The following is a 20874-nucleotide window of genomic DNA, read 5'->3' as shown; positions in this document are numbered from 1 at the left end:
TTAATATATAAAGCTTTATTGTTTTAAACACGAAGAGCGTCTATTTGGCTGAGACAGAATAATATTTCCCATACATTGTCTGACGATAATTCCGGTACTTGTTTTCTAACAGGGTATTTGTCAGTCTGTCCAAGAAACTCAAACTTCCCTGATAACCAGCAGATACCATGCGCTGCCCGCCAACCCGGTCGATAATCGGAAAGCCGTATCGGACTAGCGGAATATCCGCTCTCTCTGTTAAAATCTTGCCTTCAGAATGGCCAATCGCCAGATTGACGTTCAGTTCTTTGCTTTTCTCAAGAATATGCGCAAAGTCGGTATCGCCCATGATAATGAATTTTTCATCATACCCATGTGTGGCGCTGTTTGTTTTGGCGATTTCCAAATGAAGCAATTGTTCAAGCTTTTTGCTACGGCTTCCTGTGGCGATAATCAGTGGATGAATTCCATTCTCCAGACAAAGCCGGGTAGCTGCATAAACCTGTTCCGGTTCGCCGAAAATAACCGCTCTGCCTAGAAAGTTATATTTATGGGAGTCAAACATGCCATCCAGCAGTCTGCCTCTTTCCCGGGTTATCTCGTCCGTTATCGCTTTCCCACTGATAATTTTCAGCGTGTCAAAGAAGATGTCCGTACTTTCGATTCCTACAGGAAGAGGTACACGAAACAAGGGTACTCCAAATTCTGTCTCGAGGTATTTACCTGCCGACTGCGCATCTTCAACCGTTAACCCAATTTCCAAAGTTGCTTTGGCCCCAGGCATTCTTCGTATATCCTCAAGTTTTGTTCCGCCATCCGGGATCTTTTTATACGGTTTCGAATAGGGTGCATCTAACGTGTCTGCGTAGTCGGGTAATAGCGTAAAGTCTAAATCCATTTCACGCAGCATCCGTTTTATCTCTCGTAAGTCTGCCGCACTGATATGAGGAACAATAACATTGATTTTGGAATGGGATGTCCGATCACAGGCGAGGGAAGAAACAATGCGGTATATGGTATGCCAATATCCTTCTGAATGAGAACCGCCGTATCCAGGAGTGGATACATTAACAATTGGCAGGTCCGTTAGTCCTCTGTCCTGTAAATACCGGCCTGTTATTCCTCCGATGTCTTCACCGATTGTTTCTGCTAAGCAGGTCGTTAAAACACCAATCATCTTGGGTTTATAGAGTAGACGGACATTATCCAAACCTTTTTTCAAATTATCTTCGCCGCCAAAGACAGTTCCTTTCTCATTCAACGAAGAAGAGGCGACATCAATAGGTTCTTCATAATGCTCGGATATGGTTCGACGCATATACGTTGCACAACCCTGAGAACCATGGAGGAGTGTCATCGAACCTTCAATCCCCTTGAAAGCGATGATCCCGCCCAGCGGCATACACATATTACAAGGGTTTTCACTGACATTGCGGTAATTTTCTTTTTGTATACTCATGGTTTCTCCTCCTTTTCCCCTGCAGTCATAATGCTTCGATATTTCCACACGGGAGAACATACTGTCGCATAGACTTCTTCGGCAAAATTTACTGCTCCGGCGTAACCGCTTAATGGATGTTTACGGTCATGATTATGATCGATGAACGCAATTCCCATTTTATATGCTAACGGTCTTTCTTTAACACCGCCTACCAGAAGATCTGCTTCTTTTTCCAGGATAAACTTCTCAAGTTCTGAAGGATTCGTGTCGTCCATTATGACGGTTCCTTCCTTAACCAAATCAGTGATTGTCTCATATTCTTCCTGTCTGCCAGTTTGCGTTCCCACCATAACTACCTCAATACCGAGCTCGCGGAATTGTTTGATCAGTGAGATTGCTTTAAAACCACCGCCGACATAGATCGCAGCTTTCTTTCCCTGAAGTTTGCTGCGGTAAAACGCAATTTCTGGTGCAATTGCTGCAGTTTTCTCTTGAATCAGTTCCTCTGTCCTGTGCATCATTTCAGGATCCAGAAAAGTTTGTGCGATCCTGCGCAACGATTCCGAGGTATCTTCGATTCCAATAAATGAGACGGTCATATAGGGTATGCCAAACCGCTCCTTCATTTGTTCCGCCGTATATATCATCGAGCCGGCGCATTGAACAATATTCAAACACGCTTTACTCGCCAATTTCAAAGTTTCAAAACGCGAATCACCTGTCAACGCCACGTTGATGTCGATACCAATTTCTTTCAGGTAATTCTGGATGATCCATAGTTCCCCCGCGAGATTAAATTCACCAAGATAATTAATCGTTTTGTCTTGCTCAATTATCTCGCCAGGCGGTGGTTCAATCAGCCGCATTAGGGCATCGCACGCCGCTTTATATCCAGCTGATTTGCTGCCAATAAAACCGCTAGACTGAACGGGGATGACTTGAATCCCATGTTTTCTGGATGCTTCTTTACAAACAGCCTCCAAATCGTCTCCGATCACGCCGACAATACACGTGGAATAGACAAAAATCAGCGGTGGGTGGTATTTTTCAACCAAATCATCAATAGCCCGTGTTAGTTTTTTTTCACCGCCGAAAATGACATCCATTTCCTGCAAATCCGTGGAGAAGCTGAAGCGGAATAGATCCGCTCCGCTTGTTAAACTACCCCGGATATCCCACGTATAACTTGCACAGCCTATCGGTCCATGTACAAGGTGAATTGCATCTGTGATGGGATTGAGGACAACTCTGGCCCCACAATAGACACAGGCTCTTTGGCTTACACAACCTGCTACACTATCTGTATTGCATTTCAGCTGCATTTTTGTTTCACCTTTGGTTTGAACAGAATCCTTCCTTTCCTCAATTGCCGGATTTGACCCTTTTTCCATCAGATTCACCTCACCTTTCCTTATGGCGTTTTATCACTTGCTAACGTGGTTATTTTTAAAAAAATTAGATTTCTTTTGCCTCAAAACTAATCGCTCTTTTGACACAGGTTTTGCCGCATGCCATGCAGCCAATACAATCATCTTTATTATCAATTTTAGACTGCATTCTGTCGGCATCTTCATCATCATTCAGATTCCCGAAACCCAGTGCACCCTGGGAACACACTTTGACACAACGGCCGCAGCCGATACATAACTCTTGATCAATATCCTTGATAAATTGTGGTATCCACGGTGACCCGCCGAAGGTTAATCCTTGATAAACGAGCATAGGCATGACTCCTCCTTATTGTTCATCTCTTCCTGCAACCGCTTGCGCAGCCAAGGTGCAGGCGTATCTCTCAGCATTGTTTGCAAGCGCTGTAATTCCTGGGTTATCGGTGTTCCCTCCGGCGCCTTGAGTGGCTGAATACCACTCTGAACCAAACGTGCCGCCGCCGGACCACCAATATGCGTGCAATAAACAACAGCGCACTGTTTCAGTATTTCGGCCCTTAATTCTACTTTGTCATCTTCTTGTTCACTTTTTGGAAGGGTGATCATTTCTTTAAACTCACTGCCCGCAGGATTCACTTCGTACACTGCAAAAGAATCAGCCAGCCCAAAATGGGCATTAATTCTTTCTTCGCCAGTCGTCGCAAAAGCAATAAGCATGTCTTACTCTCCTTCCTATCACAGATTTTTCAGAGAATTGTTTTGTCGTTTATTTCAGCATTTCAAAACGTTCTTGTGGACAAGTACGGTCACCCTCATCGAGAAATGTATTTGCCAGCGTCGTGATCAGATTGATTGCTCCCTGATAGCCGATGATCGGCTGACGATGAAGATGAACACGGTCAGTCATAAAGTAACCAATACGGGCTAACGGAACTTTCGCATCTTTAGCTATTTGTTTGCCATGGGTATCCCCAATCAGCATATCCACCGGATCGGTCAGCAACAAGGACCGCATATGCCATAGGTCTTTGCCGCTGTAAACTTTACCTTCTGCTCCATATGGACTGGTAGCCAGCAGGGCTTCCATTTCCTTTGTAAACGCCTCAGATCCATTACCACAGAGAATATGGACAGGCATACCACCCATTTCCAGCAGAAATCCAACAAGTCCGAGCAGAAGATCCGGATCACCATAGAGGGCAAAGCGTTTGCCGTGGATGTACTGATGTGCATCGATTGCTGCATCTACTGCCCGGCCTCTTTCTGCTTCCAGTTCAGCGGGGATGGGTTTTCCTGTCATCTGCTGAAGAGTCATCAGGAAAGCGTCTGTATTCTGAACCCCAATAGGCATCGTAATCGTTTCAGATGTTATTTTTTGAACATTATTAACAAATTTTCTTGTCCCAGCAGTAGAATACTTTTGCAGGAAGAGGAAGCCCGAAGCATTGAGAGCATCTGCCAATTCCCCCATGGTCGTTCCCGGTTGATACATTTTATATTCTCCGGTGTTCGGGGAATCCAGCACTTCGGTCGGATCAGGCAGCATGGTCATATAGATACCCATAGCCTTGATCATCCGCTTATATTCTCTTAAGTTACCGGCATAAAGATCAAATCCTGGTACAACATATAATCGGCCATTGGTCCATTTGCCATTACGGGTATCTGCCAGAGAATTAAGCAGTCCTTTCAGCATATTGTCATATCCTGTGATATGGGAACCGACAAAACTCGGCGTATTCGCATAGGCAATCGGGAAGTCCTCTGGAATCGCTCCCTGTGTTCTGGCGTTGATAATGAAGGATTTCATGTCATCGCCGATGACTTCCGCCATACAACTGGAAAACATGCCAATAATTGAAGGCTTATACGTTGTATAGGCATTTCTTAAACCTTCGATCAGATTGGCCTGACCACCGAAAACGGCAGCATCCTCCGTCATGGAATCGGATACCATCGGTACCGGTTCTCTTGTATGTCTGGTCAGTGCTGAACGGAAATAGGCAGCGCAACCTTGAGATCCATGCAGAAAAGGCAGACATCCTTCAATTCCCAAAGCACAGAGCATTGCGCCATAAGGCTGGCAAGTTCGGGGGGCGTTAATGACCAAAGCTTCTCTGGCAAAATTCTTTTCTTTATATTCTTCTGTCGCCATCCAATCCAAAACAGCCTGAGTATCTTCAGCTGAACGACAAATTTCAGGACTTGTTCCTGCATTTTTATTGATTAAAGTATTTTCAGCTTTGCCCACTTTTACACCTCCTTATCTTTGTTCCACGGTGCTTTTATTAAGAACCGTGCCGGGTTGTTAATCGCCATATCCATATCCCTGGCAAAAATAGGGAAACCATCATAACCATGGTAGGGCCCGGAATAATCCCAAGAATGCATTTGACGGAAAGGAACACCCATTTTTTCAAAAACGTATTTCTCTTTAATCCCTGAACCGACTAAATCCGGTCTGATTCTTTTTACAAATTCGTCGAGTTCGTATTCGGTAATATCATCGTAAATAACCGTTTCATTGGTCATTTCTGGGAATGTGCGTTCATAATCGTCTTTGTGTGCAAATTCATAACCCGTTCCAACGACTTCCATACCCAAATCTTCATAAGCACCAATGGTATGACGGGGACGAAGGCCTCCTACATACAGCATGACTTTTTTCCCTTCCAGTCGGGGACGATAGGTGTCAATGACCTTCTGCATTATAGGCTGATACTTGGCAATAACTTCTTCCCCTTTCTTCTGGATGGTTTCATCAAACATGGCCGCAATTTTGCGGATGGATTCTGCGATCTTGGTTGGCCCAAAGAAATTAAATTCCATCCAGGGTATACCATACGTCTCTTCCATATGCCGGCAGATATAGTTCATACTGCGGTAGCAGTGGATAAGGTTCAGCTTGACTTGATGAGCCGCCATCATGCCTTCCGTCGTACCATCACCGGTCCATACATTTTTGACGTTCAAACCCATTTCTTCAAGAATTTTTTTGGAAGCCCACGCATCTCCACCGATATTATAGTCACCGATCAGGGAAATGTCGTAAGGTCCCACTTCTTCGGGGCGTTCCTTTTTACCGAGCAGATAGTCACGAACCGCGTCATTGGCAATATGGTGGCCAAGTGATTGGCTGATGCCGCGGAATCCTTCGCAGCGAACCGGCACGATCGGCATATCCAGTTCTTTTGTGGCTTTTTTAGCTACGCTTTCAATATCGTCACCGATCAATCCAACCGGACACTCGGAACAGATCGAAATACCCTGAGCTGTCGGAAATAACTCTTTAACTTCCTTCATAACCTGGGCCAGTTTCTTGTCACCGCCATAAACGATGTTGCTTTCTGAAAAATCCGAAGAAAACATCATGGGTGAAAAGGTATCCACGCCGACGGTACCTGAAGTCAGGTTGCGGCGCATTCCCCAAGAATAATAACCACAGCCGATTGGCCCATGAGATATATGGATCATATCTCGAATCGGGCCCCATACAACCCCTTTTGCCCCAGCATATGCACAACCGCGGGCAGTCATCAATCCGGGAATACATTTGATATTTGACTTAATAGCACAAGAGCAGCCCTCGTCTTTGATAGCTATGTGCTTTGCTCTAAGTTTTTGGGGCTTTTCCGGATAGGCAGATAAAATATCTTCAATCATTGCCTCATTTGGTCTTTCAATCACCGCGATCACCTCCGTTACATTTTAATGTCTTCTAATAAAAGATACGTTATCCTAATTTCGCTACAGCCGTATCTTCATCTTCGATAATTCCAAACTCCATTAGCAGCTCTTCAAGCTCATCCATTGTCAACGGCGTTGGAATCACCAAATTCTTGTTTTCATCGATCTTTTTGGCCAAAGCCCTATACTCATCTGCCTGGGGATGCTTATCGTTATACTGGATCACTGTCTGTCTGCGTAGTTCGGCCCTTTGAACTTCATTATCGCGCGGAACGAAATGAATGAGTTGGGTACCCAGACGCTTGGCTAAAGCGTCAATCAGTTCATACTCCTTGTCTGTGTTTCGACTATTGCAGATAAGCCCTCCCAGCCGAACGCCGCCGGATGTAGCATATTTTAAGATCCCTTTAGAAATGTTATTGGCTGCATACATCGCCATCATCTCACCGGAACAAACGATATAGATTTCCTGAGCTTTATTTTCCCTGATCGGCATAGCAAATCCGCCGCAGACAACGTCACCCAAAACGTCATAAAATACATAATCTAAATCAGGGGTATAGGCACCGTTCTCTTCCAAGAAGTTGATCGCTGTGATAACCCCGCGTCCTGCACATCCGACTCCTGGCTCGGGACCTCCGGATTCAGCACATCGAACATTGCCGTATCCCGTATAGAGAACATCCTCTAATTCAATATCTTCGACTGAACCTTTATCTCTGGCCATATCCATGACGGTGGTCTGCGCTTTAATATTAAGTATAAGTCGTGTCGAATCTGCTTTAGGATCGCAGCCGACAATCATGATCTTTTTTCCCATCTCGGCTAAAGCTGCCACTGTGTTTTGGGTAGTCGTGGACTTGCCGATTCCCCCTTTTCCGTAGATAGCAATCTGTCTCATAAGTCATTTCTCCTCTCAAATAATCTGGCAATTATCCTGCTTACAATTTTACGAAACGGAAGATTCATCCGTGTTTTAGGATACTGCTCTCGGACCGTTTTCACCCGTTCTCACTCTCAGTACTTCTTCTAACGGGCATACAAAGATTTTGCCGTCTCCAATATGCCCCGTCTGATTAGCTTCGATTAATACCTTAATTGCACTTTCAACCTCATCATCCTGAACAACCAGATGCAGCATCCGTTTCGGGATCCACTTCATAATGGCTTCAGGCACCGGTGTTTCGTATTTGAGCAACGGATTCAGCATCGGATCGATCTCGGCAGCCCACCCGCCGACGCCTCTTTGTTTACCGCGCCCTTCAACACTTTGAATCGTGAGTGCATTGAATCCAGCTTCCTCCAGCGCTTTTTTTGAAGAAGGCACCTGATGTCTTCTTACGATGGCAATAATTTCTTTCATTTGTTCCCACTCCTTACAGTGACGCTTCACCAGTACGTACTGTGTATGCTGCTTCAACCGCAGATACGAATATTTTTCCGTCACCGATGTTACCTGTCTTTCCATTTTGCAGAATAACGTCAATTGTTCTTTCCAGTTCGTCATCCGGAACAACGATCATCAGCATTACTTTTGGGAATTCATCATAAGTAATATCGCCGACCTGCAGGCCCCTGGTTTTTCCGCGTCCGAATACATGCATCTTCGTCATGGATACAATACCAAATTCCGCTAGCTTCTCCGCAATGCTTTCGCTTTTTTCCGGTCTGACAATTGCTCTGACCATTTTCATTTGAAATACCTCCTTCTGATTGTTTCTTATAAAACAAAAGGCCCTTTTCATTCAGGTCATACCTGTGAAAAGCGCCTTTGCTTAACTGTAATTATAGCGAAGCCAATTTAATTAATTTACTTTCTGATATACTAAAAAAACTTTCCCTCTCTGTAAAATAAAGGGAAAGCATCGTTGCTTGAAATTCCGTAATTACTCTTGTCAATACTATAGAGGATCTCTTAGGTAAAGTCAACAAAGGTCCAAAATGTATTACGTATAATTATAAATGCTGATTGTATTACGTATTATTCTTGGGATACAAAACACCAACAACGAAACTTTCCAGTCATCGATAGAGGATAAGCGATGCCGCCTTACTAATATTAATAGTATGGTGGCACCGCTTGTTTTTTCTGCAGAACAGCGGAGAAGTCCTCGCTCTGCTTTACAATCTTAATGTACCTGATACATACCTCTGCTCTGCATATAATTAAATATCGCTTCGCCATGCTGTTGTTCTTCTGTTTGAATGTGATTTAAAACTTTACGGATATTTCCATCTCTGAATTCAAAAATGGCAGTATTGTAGGCCGAGGAAATATGCTTCTCTGTGGATAGCATGTCATGGCATAGATCCGCATCCTGCTGGTTGACCATACCAGTCTGCCCCATTCCGGAAAACTGATACTGCTGCTGGCCTTGTTGCTGGCCCTGTCCGATAGTGGGGACAGTACCGTTTAAGATCTGGTCGAGGCTCGATAGATGTTCCTGTTCTTTTTGGGCCAAATCTTGAAATAATTGTTTAAGCTGTGGGTCTTGAGCTTGGCTGGCATAATTATTGTATTTTTTGATACATAACTCTTCATGGCTTTTGGAGTCTTCTAGCAAAGTACGTTCTTTTTGGCTGAGCTGCATAATAATCCCTCCATTTTAATCATGAGTTTGGCACTAAAATGCCTGTGAACTGCATCTATATTTTGCTGAAAAATAAGCTTAATTATGCAAGGAATTTGTACCCTTAACTATGTTTTCCTCGTATATTCGATTGAGATCAAGAAAGACTAATTTCAATAATATAAGTTTTGCGAAATGAAATGGAGGGTATATTCCGTGTTTAAACATGATAAACAGCTTTTAAAAGATGTCAAAGTCGATGGTCCGAATCCGAATTATGCTTCTTTATTACAAGACCAATTAGGCGGACCGCACGGTGAACTGAAAGCCGCCATGCAGTACCTATCCCAAAGTTACCGTATCAAAGATCCTAAAATAAAAGACCTATTCTTGGATATTGCTTCAGAAGAATTAAGTCATATGGAAATGGTAGCTCAAACCATCAATTTACTGAACGGGCATACGCTGGAAGGTATGCATACAAACGTCGGTACGGTGGAAACCCATGTCAGCGGCGGTCTCGCACCGATGCTGACTAATGCCTCCGGCTACCCTTGGACAGGTGCCTATATCGAATGTACGGGTGACCTTGCTGCAGACTTGTTGTCGGACATATCTGCTGAATCACGGGCAAAGGTGGTCTACGAATACCTTTACCGGCAGATCAACGATAAAGGTGTCCGCGAAACAATCGATTTTCTGCTGAACCGGGAAGAAGCCCATAATACCCTATTCCGAGAAGCATTTAACACCCTTCAGAACACCGGCTCGCTTCAGGATTGGGGAGTTACACAGGATTCTAAAGTATATTTCGATCTGTCAACACCCGGCAAATATTTTAACGAACTAATTGCACCTCAAGCCCCCCGGTTTAGTAATCCGGATCAGGGACATTAATCGACCAACATAAAAACCCGAGGATGCAGCATTACCTGCTGACCCTCGGGTTTACCTTTTTACTCTGTGTCCATATTATTCTCCTGGTCAGTTCTATTGCTAAACTGCTGATAATCAGTTCCGGTAATAATTCCGGTCATTAAATGATTGTTCAGGACTTAAAAACGGACACGGGAGAATTTTTGACGCAGGGCAATAAATACACTGGGTAATATTGTAACAACGATAATTCCCAGTACAATCAGGGAAAAGTTCTTTTCGACAACGGGTATATTCCCAAAAAAATAACCGGCTAACATAAAAACTAATATCCAACATAAAGCCCCAAGGAAGTTATACAACATAAAACGCCATAAAGTCATCCGGCTGATTCCTCCTACAAAAGGAGCAAAGGTACGAATAATGGGCAGAAAACGCGAAAGAAAAATCGTTTTTCCACCGTATTTTTCGTAGAAATCATGTGCTTGAATTAAATACCGTTTTTTAAACAATCTGCCGTCTTTAAAATCAAATGCCTTGGTCCCGATGAACCGCCCGATAAAGTAGTTGGTCATGTTCCCAGAAAATGCCGCAATGAGTAAAAGAAGCATTGCTAACTTAATATCCATAATTCCGGAAGCCCCAAGGGCACCTATAACAAAAAGCAGGGAGTCTCCAGGCAAAAACGGCGTAATGACAAGTCCAGTTTCGCAAAATACGATTAAGAATATGATCAAATATGTCCAACCGCCATAATTATGAACTAACAAGTCTAAATATTTATCGATATGCAGCAGCATATTAAAAAAGGTTGAAATCAATTCCATTAACAATCTCCTTATCACACTCTAGTTTTTTCATATCGCCTTCATGCTGACAAGACGTCAGTTAAAACAGCGAAGAAATAAGCGAATTACTTCCAGTATTACTATACGTTTTTCCACTTAAAATTATCTTAGAAAAAAAATATTTTCCATAGTGTGTTTCGCCAAAATCTGTATTTTATATTTCTCGAATATTCAAAATTCCTATGCTATACTAGTACCATGTAAACCCTAAGTCTTACATATCCTGGCGGATAGTGTTAGCAATCCTGCGGTTTATTGCAGGCTCCTTCGCATTGACAAGCAATTCGTGATTTTTATCACGATCTTAAATATTTCCCCAAAGAGTTGAACGGAGGAATGAAGATGGGAAGACAGCCCATGACCAAGGAACGATGGGAAGGAATCATTCAATGCAAGAAAGATTTGGTCGAAGGAAAAATCAAGGACCATACAGCTTGTTCCTACTTGGAACCTGAAATTGCTGCCTCATGGATGATGTCTTTCAACGCAGGCTTAAATCCTTTCCAACCCATTAAAGGTCATCCTTTAAGCCCGGACAGTATATTTGAATCTAGAATCAGGAACAGCATGCTAATCGAACATACTAAACCCCTCTTTTCCACCTTTACCCACTGGGCTGATAATAGTGAATATACGTTAAGCTTGGATGATAAGGATGGAATAGCCTTAATACGGGATGGAAATAGAGATTATCCCCTTGGTCTGCAAAATAAAATGGGTATATCCGTTGATGAAAATGATATCGGCACCAACGCCCATATGCTTGTCAGGCGTTTAAAACGACCGATTCAATTGCAAGGGCCTGAGCATTATTCTACGGAGTATGAGGATTATATCGTCTCAGCTGCACCAATACTTGACGATAATAATGACATTATTGCCATACTATCATTGATCCAAACCCTGCCGCCAAATCCATGGGATACACATTTTCAGTCCATATGTTCACATACACTTAGCTTATTAAGCGTCATGGCTACCGCCCTGGAAAATAAGCTTATGCTGCAAAAAAGCCGAGACAGACAAGAAATAATTAATAAGAATTTACGTATTGCCCATAGCCAATTAAATATCACTTTGGATTTACTGGATGAAGGTATCGTTGTTGTGGACCACACGGGGATGATTACAAGTATTAATAAAGAGGGTCTGAGCATACTGAATATCATCGCATTCAAATCCGGGATATATAATATCTGCAGCTTTCTCACCAAATCCAATGAGGTTATCCCATTGCTCACAAGCGGGAATCCCGTTGATTTTGAAGATACACTAAAAAAAGAAGAGCCGCCTTATATTATTAATCTTCTGCCTGTTATTAACCAAACCACCGCAGAGGTTGAGGGTGCCGTATTAAGACTTCACCATGCTCATAAAATGAATATGAAAGCGGCGAACAGAGCCGGTACCAAAGCAAGTATCACCTTTTCAGACATCATCGGAGACAGTAAGCAATTTAAAAATACGGTTGCTCTTGCCAAACAATTGGCCTTCTCGCCAGAAAATATTTTACTGATTGGTGAAAGCGGCACTGGCAAAGAACTGTTTGCGCAAGCTGTTCACAATACGTACTGTCCGCACGGCCCGTTTATTGCCCTGAATTGTGGTGCATTGCCAAGAAACCTGATTGAAAGCGAACTGTTCGGATACGAAAGTGGCAGCTTCACCGGTGCTAACCGCAGCGGACGGCCGGGAAAGATAGAGTTAGCTCATGGCGGGACTTTGTTTCTCGATGAAATGGGGGATATGCCCTACGAGATCCAGTCCGTTCTGCTTCGCGTCCTGGAGGATAAAAGGGTAACACGTATTGGGGGGCAAAGCTCACGCAAAGTGGATTTTCGTCTTATCGCGGCTACAAATCAGGACCTGCGGCAGATGGTCAAAGAAAAAATGTTTCGGGAAGACTTATATTTTAGGTTATCGGTATTAAGAATTAATATCCCGCCGCTTCGTGATAGAAAAGACGATATCGAACTGCTCTGTCGGTATTTTCTGAATCAATATTGCCGGAAACTAAAATTGGAAATACCGGATATCAGCCCGGAAGTCCTGCAAATTCTTTATGCCTATACCTGGCCGGGTAATGTGAGACAACTTGAAAATGCAATTATTTATAGTGTCAATATATCCCGCGGTGAAACGATATTAACGGAACATTTGCCTTTAGAAATCACTGAAGATATTATGAGCGAGAAACCACGACTTTTTAAAGAAATCATATCGCCGTCGAGCAATGACTCCAATGACAAGCTATCTTTGGAAGAGGCAGAAAAGCAAGCCATTGAAGCCGTTTTCCTGAAGTCTGATAAAAATGTATCCTTAACAGCACGTATCCTGGGAATCAGTAAGACGACACTTTACCGCAAACTACGAAAGTACCGTCTGCAATAATCTATCTGAACTACAGCTAGAGAATCTATCTGCGTCCACTGTATTGATGATACTTCTTCTTGTTGGTAGCGCCAAAAAAAATAAATATTTTGCTTTCTTCATAAATTACGGTGAACAGAAATAGGACGGTTCGTTTTAGTTCACTGATACAAAATTATCTGCTCAAGGAATTTTAAAAAAGCCTATTTAGGCTTTTTTTCTTTTACAGGCATATGGCATGGATTATGCACACATACATGATATTTACCAAAGTGCTTTTTGGCAACTTGAATAGGAGGTCATGCGTTTGAAGTAAAGGAATACCTAACCTGTTTTCGTGATGTGCTCATTCGATAAGTAAGTTTACGAGGAGGTAAAAAAATGGTCGTTAAAGGAAATGCGTATAACCTTGAGATCTACAAAGACAACCACACATGGCAAGAAGGCGATTTTCAGGTTTTCCGCACCACGCAGTGGTCAGCCCCCGGCTGCCATAACGGTTGTGGTGTATTGTTTTATGTAAAAGACGGAAAAGTTGAAAAAATTGAAGGTGACCCTCAAAACGGCTGGAACTGCGGAACACTCTGCATGCGCTGTTTAGATATCCTGGAATCGATGTATGATGAGAACCGCCTCAAATACCCGATGAAAAGGGCTTATGAAGACCGAGGCAAAAACAAATGGGAAAGAATAACCTGGGATGAAGCCTACGATATCATTGAAGAAAAAGTCCGTTACATCCAAAAGAATTATGGCAATGAAAGCATCATTGCTGAAATAGGGACAGGCCGAAATGTATGGTGGCAAGTTCCTTGGGGATGCTTTGCCGGGCTGCAAAGCCCGAACCAAACCGGCGCCTTCTTAAGCGGAGATTCCTGCTATTCGCCGCGCTCCTCGATCCTGGCGCTGATGTCCGGTGAATATCTGACTTCCGATATGTCACAGATGCTCCCTGACCGTTATGAGTCCAACGAATGGGTTGTCCCGCAGTGTATCACGATTTGGGGCTGCAACCCGATTATGAGTAACGGTGACGGTTATCTTGGCCACTGGATCGTCGAAGCCATGAAGCGCGGATCGGAACTGGTGATGGTCGACCCCAGGATCAACTGGCTTTCAGCGAAAGCCAAGCATTGGCTGAGACTGCGTCCCGGAACGGATGCCGCGCTGGCTATGGCCATCTTAAACGTCATGATCAAGGAAAAGCTCTGTGACTATGACTTTATTGAAAAATGGACCTATGGTTTTGAGGATATTGCCAAAGCGGTCGAGGATATGTCCCCGGCCCGCGCTTCTGAAATCTGCTGGATCCCGGAGCAGGATATTATTGACGCTGCTCGCTTTATGGCGACTGCTAAGCCAATGGCCATGCATTGGGGCGTCGCTATCGACCAGCAACCCAGTGCAACCCCCGCAGGGCAGGCATTGATATGTATCGCCGCTGTAACCGGTCAGATCGACAACCCCGGCGGTTCCTTAGTCACGCGGAGTGCCTATAATATTTCCCTGTTTAGCCAGGAAGGTTTTGAAGACAATATCACCGATGAACAAAAAGAAAAACGCCTGGGCATGCACAAATATCCGATGCGCGGAACGGGCATCTCGGCGATGGCCCATACCGACGTTGTCCTGGAATCCATTGAAACAGACGGTGCGAGCAATGACTGTGAGCAATACCCAATCATGATGCAGTGGATGCAAGGATGTAACCCGATAGCCAATATGGCAGCGGAAGCACCACGTGTTTATGACGCTATCTGCAAAGTACCTTTCAATGTTGTTGTTGATGTGGTAATGACCCCGACTGCTATGGCTTGTGCCGATCTCTTGCTGCCTGCGGCGATGGGGTCGGAACGTGACTCCATTCGGGCATGGTGGTGGCCGCTGCGCGCTATTAGCAAAATTACCGATTACTATGAGGCGCATGGCGATGAGCAGATCCTGCTCGACTTGGTGAACCGTCTCAATCCCTCTGCGGCTCCCGGCACCGAAGTTGCTGATTGGGTGAATGACCTGCTGGCCAATCATTCTGATGCCGATTTTGACTTTGATTATCTGAAAGAAAAAGTCATTGTCTGGCCGGAGTGGCATTATTACAAGCATGAGAAAGGCTTACTTAGATGGGACGGCCAGCCCGGCTTTAATACACCGACCGGTAAAATAGAACTGAAGGTGGACTGGCTGGAAGCGAACGGCCTTTCCCCAGTACCATTCTACGAAGAACCGCATGAGAGCCCCTATTCCACGCCAGAACTGTACAAAGAGTATCCGCTGGTCCTGACAACCGGCGCCCGTTCCTACGAATACTTCCATTCCGAGCACCGCAACCTTCCGACCATCCGGGCCTTCCATCCCGATCCGTTGGTCGAAGTCCATTCCGAAACCTGCAAGGATCTTGGACTTGAAGAAGGAGATTGGGTCTGGATCGAAAACCAGCGTTCGCGCTGCCGTCAGCGGATCAAATACAATAACGGACTGGACAAGAGAGTAGTTGCCGCAGAACATGGTTGGTGGTTCCCGGAAAGCGATCCGGAAAGACTTTTCAATGTTTTCGATTCCAACATCAATAACCTGACCACACAATGCGACATCGGTAAGAGCGGCTACGGTGCTGCCTATAAATGCCTGCTCTGCAAAATTTACAAATGCACAGAAGAAAACAGCGTGATTACACCGACTGCCCAAGTACTCGATAAGGGAGGATTCAAATATGAGCGCAAACGGCTTGGATAATCAAAAGTACGGGCTTTTGATCAATTACGATTTTTGCACGGGCTGCCATAGCTGTGAAATGGCCTGCAAAAAAGAATTCGGTCTGGCTCAGGATCAGTTCGGGATCAAGGTAGCCCAATACGGTCCTGTCCAGAATTCAGGTAAAAAATGGGAATTCTTTTATATGCCGATGCTGACCGACTTGTGCACTCTTTGCGCGCCGCGTGTCGCTGAAGGCAAACTTCCGACCTGTGTCCACCATTGCCAAGCTAAAGTCATGCAGTACGGCACGATCGACGACCTGGCTGAGCAGCTGAAGGTGACCCCGAAGTCCGTACTCTTTGCACCCAAATGCTGCTGATGTCAGAATCCGAATACCACGCAGCGCGGTAAATGAAATTTGTTTTGACGGTACAGATAGACGGTATAGATAGATTGAAAGGAGCGAAAACAAATGCCTTTTGGAAAAGTGAGTACCCCTGTTCAGTGGGAAGAGGATGGTTATACCGTAACCCGGACCAATTCCTGGTCAGCACCCGGCGACCATCCGACTGGTGCCGGCATGAAGCTCTACGTCAAGGACGGTATCCTAGAGAAAGTGGAAGGCGACCCGGAACATTCCATCTTAAAAGGAGCACTGCCCATCCGGATGCTGGCTTTGCCCGAATACGTCTATAACCCCGACCGGATCACCTACCCGATGAAACGCGATCCGAAAAAACGCGGTGATAACACCGCCTGGGAACGAATTTCCTGGGATGAAGCCTATGACATGATCGTGAATAAAGTCAACGAGTATACCGAACAATTTAACAGCAATACCATCATCACCTTCGTCGGGACTGGCCGCGAGGCCGGTAACTGGGGACCGACGATTTCCTGCCGCGTTTTCAACAGTCCGAATATCTGCTATATGCAAAGCGGCTGGTCCTGCTATGGACCGCGTATGGCCGTAACCTCCTACGTGCTTGGCGCTCCGTATCCGGAAGTGGATTATGCAGCCCAGTTTCCCGACAGCTATGATGATCCGCGTTACCAGGTTCCGGAATGCGTTCTGCTCTGGGGAAAAGAACCGCTCAAATCCAATCCGGACGGTTTTTGGGGCCATTCCCTCGTCGATATGATGAAAAGAGGAACAAAGTTCATTACGGTAGATCCGAGACTTACATTTGAAGCTGCAAATTCGGAGTTCTGGCTACAGCCGCGTCCGGGCACGGATACGGCACTGGCGATGGCAATGCTCAATGTCATTATCAATGAAGAACTCTATGATCATGACTTCGTGGAAAACTGGACTTTCGGGTTTGAAGAGTTTGCTAAACGTATTCAGGATATGCCTCCGGCCAAGGCAGCAGAGATATGCGGCATACCGGAAGAAAAGATCATTGGTGCTGCCCGTTTCTTTGCTAAGAGCAAACCGGGTGCAGTCCAATGGGGCCTCGCTATTGACCAAAATCCGAATGGCGTTCAGCTGGGTGAATGCCTGATCGCGATCATGGCGATTTGCGGCTGCATCGACGTCCCTGGCGGCAATGTCATGGGCGCTATCGATATCGGGGGCTTAGGTTCCGGCTACAGCGACTTAAATCCTCAGGATAAAATTAACGAGCAAATCGGCGTCGATGAATTCCCAGCCCTTGTCCGGACACTCCAGTTTACCGATCCGGACAGTGTTCTTGACCAATTGGAATCCGGTACGCCGTTCAAACTAAAAATGGGCTTCTTCACCTCAGCCAACGCTATTGCCAATCCGTGCAATGTACCCAAACGCTGGGAAAACGCTTTAAATACACTGGAATTCAACGTTGCTACCGATTTATTTATGACCCCGACAATCTCGGCAACCTGCGACCTCTTCCTACCGGTAGCCACCTATGCGGAAAGAGATATGTATGTCGCTACGCATTACGGCGCAGTTGGGCTTTGGATCGGCGGCATCAAGAAAGCCATCACCGTCGGTGAAGCCAAGAGTGATGTGGAAATCCTGCGTACCCTCGGCAAAAAGCTCCGTCCGGAACTTTGGCAATATGACACAGATGTCGAATACATCAATGACCAGAAACTAAAAACACTTGGCATCACCATGGAAGACCTTTGGGAGCATGGCTGGTGGCATGTCGACTATGAATACCAGAAATATGCCAAAGGCAAACTGCGCGCGGACGGAATTCCTGGCTTCATGACACCCACCGGCAAAATCGAGCTTTATTCTACAATGATTGAAGCCTGGGGCGACGACCCGATGCCTTACTACAAGGAACCCCCGACCAGCCCGGTATCCACTCCTGAATATGCAGCAGAATACCCGCTCGTTTTAAGTACTGGACAAAGAACCTGGTCCTATTTTCATTCTGAAGGACGCCAGGTTCCGAAATGGCGGGAAGTTGAGCCTGATCCGCTGGTGGAGATCAATCCCAAAGACGCCAAGAAATACGGCATTATTGACGGAGATTGGGTCTGGCTGGAAAACTCCTACGGCAAATGCAAGATGAAAGCTTCCGTGCAACCCGGTCAAAAAGAAGGCTCTTTAGCCGCTCAGCATGGCTGGTGGTATCCGGAACGTGATGCCAGTGCGCCCGAACTGTTCGGTGTTTATGAGGTGAATGTCAATAACCTGACACCGTATAAGACGGTTGGTATCCTGGGCTTCGGTGCGCCATATAAATGTCTGATGTGCAAGATCTATAAGGCATAATACCATGTAACCGCTAAATTATGGATAAGTTTAGAGGCTACATCGTATTCGTACCCGATTTAAGGAGGTTTGAATGATGTCCGACTATGGATTGTTGATCGACTATAAATACTGTACCGGGTGCCACAGCTGTGAAGTCGCCTGTAAATTAAGGCTAAATCTTCCCGACGGGAAGTATGGGATTAAACTCATCGACGACAAGCCCTGGCAGATTGATGAGGACACCTGGGAATACAAATGGCTGCCCGTACCAACTAAGCTTTGCGATCTTTGTGAAGACAGGGTTCAGGCAGGCAAAACGCCGACCTGTGTCTTGCATTGCTGCGCCCATGTCATGGAATACGGCAAAGTGGAAGACCTTGCCCTCAAGATGAAAGAACTGGGTTCCAGAACAGTTCTCTTCGTACCTTAATCATGTAACAATAACATCAAGAAAGGGGTGTGGATAATGATTGTTGATGAGTTTAAAAAACTTTCCGGTGATGAACAAAAAGCCTGGCTTGAGCAGCAGACAGGCGAACTCGGCCGTACTGTTGCCGACATTTGCCAGGAATTAGGGATTTCCCGTGCTCAGCTCCAAGGTCTGGGGCATACGTATGCCATTAACCAATGGCGCTATCTCTCTTTTGAAAATCGGGCTAGTGTAAACTGTCAAAACTAAATTAGACACACCGATACAAAGCAGAGCATCATTCATCATGGTGCTCTGCTTTATTTCAAGTTTTTTTATATAGTGCATAATCCTTGAGCCGTCATAAGTCGATATTTTTTCGGTATTTCTTTCCGTCAATTTCTTATTTATTGTTGTTGATTTATTGTTGTTACTTATTCCGTAAGACATTGTTGACAATGGTAATGATTTTCTCTTCTTCAAAAGGTTTAATGATATAATTCTTTGCTCCTAGTTTAATGGCTTCAAAGACCATACTTTTTTGGTTAACGTCGCTAATCATAATGATCTTAGCCTCAGGGTGTCTGCGAAGAATCATACTCAGTGCCTCTATCCCGTCAGTCAGGGGCATATTGATATCCATCGTCACGAGATCTGGGCGGGAATTTTCATATTCTACCATGGCTTGAAGACCATTACTGGCTTCGCCGATGACTTCATGCCCACAATTGCGGATGATAGCGGCTAGCTTTCTTCTCAAAATCGCGGAGTCGTCTACAATTAAAATTTTCGCCATATTTTTTCCTCCAATAGATTGCCTCAGTTGTTAGATTGGCAAGATAAATGTCAATGTAGTTCCTTTGCCTGGTCTTGAGGCAATTTCCAGACGGCCGCCAATTTTCTCAAGTTCCTGTTTTACTACAGCCATACCGATACCCCGTCCGGAAATATCTGAAGCTTCTTCTTTACTTGAAACACCATCGAAAAAGATGAGTTTATAAACGTCTTTCTCTACTACAGTGTCAACTTCGTCGCCACTATCTCCGAGCTCACCTGCTTTTTGTCTGATCCTTTCATAATCTATACCGTTACCATCATCCGCGATTTTTATCACAATACTGCTGTCACCAACACGGCTGATCTCGCAAAGGATCCTACCCATGCCATCCTTCCCGTTAACGATGCGTTCTTCCCTGCTTTCTATGCCATGATCAATACAATTGGCGAAGACGTGAACAAGAGTCTTGGTAAATGCTCTGTATTTTGCCGTATCCACAGGAAAGTCTCCGCCCATGATTTCAAGAGGGTATATAGGCTTATCCAGCTTTAGTGCTAATCCTTTAACGTAGTTAGGATATAGCCCTAAAAGTTCACTAAACATACGATTCCGTAGTCCTTTGATCATATTAATCAGAACGGTTGCCTCGGCCGGCGAAAAATGCGCGCTTATTTGATCCTCAAGCTCAATCAATTTGGATTCAGGGATTTCAATAGTTTTTTCACTTCCCATGAAATCGATGCCAAGTACAGTCTGAAGAATATTCAATTCATCTTTAAGAATACCTTCAAGGTCAAATCCGTGTAGGAGTACACCCAACCCGGAACAGTCAGGCATCTCCCGCTTTTCATAAATCTTTAACTCCTCTTCGACATCGTGGAGACACCGAACAAGTCGAAATATTTCAAACTGCCCGAATAATCCTTTAAATGTATGGACTGTTCTTTTTATATCCACCATCACCGAATCGAATGAGCAGGGCGTATCATGTAACTGGTGGATCGTTTCCTGAGTGAATAATAAAAATTCTTGAATGACTTCAATGAGGTCATTTTTATTCGCAACGGCAAGAACGATCATTTTGAGTGTTTTTCGATCTGTTTCCATTTGCTCTTCTAAAACGCGTTGTTCTGTAGCAT

At 44.8% G+C, this 20874-nt stretch carries 20 protein-coding genes (1 of these 20 cut by a window edge); 7 read left to right on the top strand and 13 right to left on the bottom strand.

The genetic code is table 11. The features are described 5' to 3' along the window. Positions 1 to 40: 40 nt before the first annotated feature. From LPY66_RS03175 to LPY66_RS03130, 10 genes are all read right to left on the bottom strand, one after another. Positions 41 to 1438 carry a nitrogenase component 1 gene (locus tag LPY66_RS03175; RefSeq protein WP_337986659.1) on the bottom strand — a complete coding sequence of 466 codons (1398 nt, stop codon included), beginning with the start codon at positions 1436 to 1438 and terminating at the stop codon, positions 41 to 43. Next, entirely contained in the window at positions 1435 to 2811 is a 1377-nt protein-coding gene (gene nifE, locus LPY66_RS03170) for a nitrogenase iron-molybdenum cofactor biosynthesis protein NifE (RefSeq protein ID WP_337986658.1), read from the bottom strand. Before nifE ends, LPY66_RS03175 begins: the two co-directional genes overlap by 4 nt. Before the next feature lie 64 nt (positions 2812 to 2875). After that, on the bottom strand, positions 2876 to 3142 hold the full coding sequence (locus LPY66_RS03165) for a 4Fe-4S binding protein (RefSeq protein ID WP_337986657.1): 267 nt from the start codon (positions 3140 to 3142) through the stop codon (positions 2876 to 2878). Beyond that, positions 3121 to 3525: a nitrogen fixation protein NifX gene (gene nifX / locus LPY66_RS03160; RefSeq protein WP_337986656.1), complete on the bottom strand. Its 405-nt coding sequence runs from the start codon at positions 3523 to 3525 to the stop codon at positions 3121 to 3123. The genes LPY66_RS03165 and nifX overlap by 22 nt, the downstream gene beginning before the upstream one ends. Before the next feature lie 49 nt (positions 3526 to 3574). Beyond that, positions 3575 to 5005: a nitrogenase molybdenum-iron protein subunit beta gene (gene nifK, locus LPY66_RS03155; RefSeq protein WP_337988014.1), complete on the bottom strand. Its 1431-nt coding sequence runs from the start codon at positions 5003 to 5005 to the stop codon at positions 3575 to 3577. Between the two features lie 56 nt (positions 5006 to 5061). After that, positions 5062 to 6471, bottom strand: a complete 1410-nt coding sequence (nifD, locus tag LPY66_RS03150; RefSeq protein WP_337988013.1) for a nitrogenase molybdenum-iron protein alpha chain — start codon at positions 6469 to 6471, stop codon at positions 5062 to 5064. Positions 6472 to 6541: 70 nt separating this feature from the next. After that, complete coding sequence (gene nifH, locus LPY66_RS03145; protein WP_337986655.1) at positions 6542 to 7396, bottom strand: nitrogenase iron protein; 855 nt, start codon at positions 7394 to 7396, stop codon at positions 6542 to 6544. A gap of 75 nt (positions 7397 to 7471) precedes the next feature. Beyond that, a complete protein-coding gene (locus LPY66_RS03140) occupies positions 7472 to 7858 on the bottom strand; it encodes a P-II family nitrogen regulator (RefSeq protein ID WP_337986654.1) in 387 nt (128 codons plus the stop codon). Between the two features lie 13 nt (positions 7859 to 7871). Beyond that, entirely contained in the window at positions 7872 to 8189 is a 318-nt protein-coding gene (locus tag LPY66_RS03135) for a P-II family nitrogen regulator (RefSeq protein WP_337986653.1), read from the bottom strand. Positions 8190 to 8624: 435 nt separating this feature from the next. Further along, a complete protein-coding gene (locus LPY66_RS03130; RefSeq protein WP_337988012.1) occupies positions 8625 to 9089 on the bottom strand; it encodes a spore coat protein in 465 nt (154 codons plus the stop codon). A 192-nt stretch (positions 9090 to 9281) separates the two neighbouring features. On the opposite strand from LPY66_RS03130, the gene LPY66_RS03125 reads away from it, so the two are divergent. After that, entirely contained in the window at positions 9282 to 9962 is a 681-nt protein-coding gene (locus tag LPY66_RS03125) for a manganese catalase family protein (RefSeq protein WP_337986652.1), read from the top strand. Between the two features lie 158 nt (positions 9963 to 10120). On the opposite strand, the gene LPY66_RS03120 is transcribed toward LPY66_RS03125, so the two are convergent. Beyond that, entirely contained in the window at positions 10121 to 10768 is a 648-nt protein-coding gene (locus tag LPY66_RS03120; protein WP_337986651.1) for a DedA family protein, read from the bottom strand. A 363-nt stretch (positions 10769 to 11131) separates the two neighbouring features. Between LPY66_RS03120 and LPY66_RS03115 the strand changes: the two genes are divergently transcribed. From LPY66_RS03115 to LPY66_RS03090, 6 genes are all read left to right on the top strand, one after another. Beyond that, positions 11132 to 13180, top strand: coding sequence for a sigma-54-dependent Fis family transcriptional regulator (locus LPY66_RS03115; RefSeq protein ID WP_337986650.1), 2049 nt, complete (start codon positions 11132 to 11134; stop codon positions 13178 to 13180). A 360-nt stretch (positions 13181 to 13540) separates the two neighbouring features. Then, positions 13541 to 15892: a molybdopterin-dependent oxidoreductase gene (locus tag LPY66_RS03110; protein ID WP_337986649.1), complete on the top strand. Its 2352-nt coding sequence runs from the start codon at positions 13541 to 13543 to the stop codon at positions 15890 to 15892. Then, positions 15870 to 16232: an oxidoreductase gene (locus tag LPY66_RS03105; RefSeq protein ID WP_337986648.1), complete on the top strand. Its 363-nt coding sequence runs from the start codon at positions 15870 to 15872 to the stop codon at positions 16230 to 16232. Before LPY66_RS03110 ends, LPY66_RS03105 begins: the two co-directional genes overlap by 23 nt. 93 nt (positions 16233 to 16325) lie before the next feature. Beyond that, positions 16326 to 18566, top strand: a complete 2241-nt coding sequence (locus LPY66_RS03100; protein WP_337986647.1) for a molybdopterin-dependent oxidoreductase — start codon at positions 16326 to 16328, stop codon at positions 18564 to 18566. Between the two features lie 76 nt (positions 18567 to 18642). Beyond that, complete coding sequence (locus tag LPY66_RS03095) at positions 18643 to 18978, top strand: oxidoreductase (RefSeq protein WP_337988011.1); 336 nt, start codon at positions 18643 to 18645, stop codon at positions 18976 to 18978. A gap of 36 nt (positions 18979 to 19014) precedes the next feature. After that, positions 19015 to 19227: a hypothetical protein gene (locus LPY66_RS03090; RefSeq protein ID WP_337986646.1), complete on the top strand. Its 213-nt coding sequence runs from the start codon at positions 19015 to 19017 to the stop codon at positions 19225 to 19227. Positions 19228 to 19387: 160 nt separating this feature from the next. Here the strand turns inward: LPY66_RS03090 and LPY66_RS03085 are convergent, their stop codons facing one another. Beyond that, on the bottom strand, positions 19388 to 19753 hold the full coding sequence (locus LPY66_RS03085; RefSeq protein ID WP_337986645.1) for a response regulator: 366 nt from the start codon (positions 19751 to 19753) through the stop codon (positions 19388 to 19390). Positions 19754 to 19783: 30 nt separating this feature from the next. After that, on the bottom strand, positions 19784 to 20874 hold the 3' portion of the coding sequence (locus LPY66_RS03080; RefSeq protein ID WP_337986644.1) for an ATP-binding protein. Its footprint extends 877 nt past the window's final position; only the last 1091 of its 1968 coding nucleotides appear in the window; its start codon lies off the right edge, out of view; it ends in the stop codon at positions 19784 to 19786.

It is taken from the genome of Dehalobacter sp. DCM (assembly GCF_024972775.1).
Classification (GTDB): Bacteria; Bacillota; Desulfitobacteriia; order Desulfitobacteriales; family Syntrophobotulaceae; genus Dehalobacter.
This window is presented reverse-complemented; position numbering and strand designations above follow the sequence as displayed.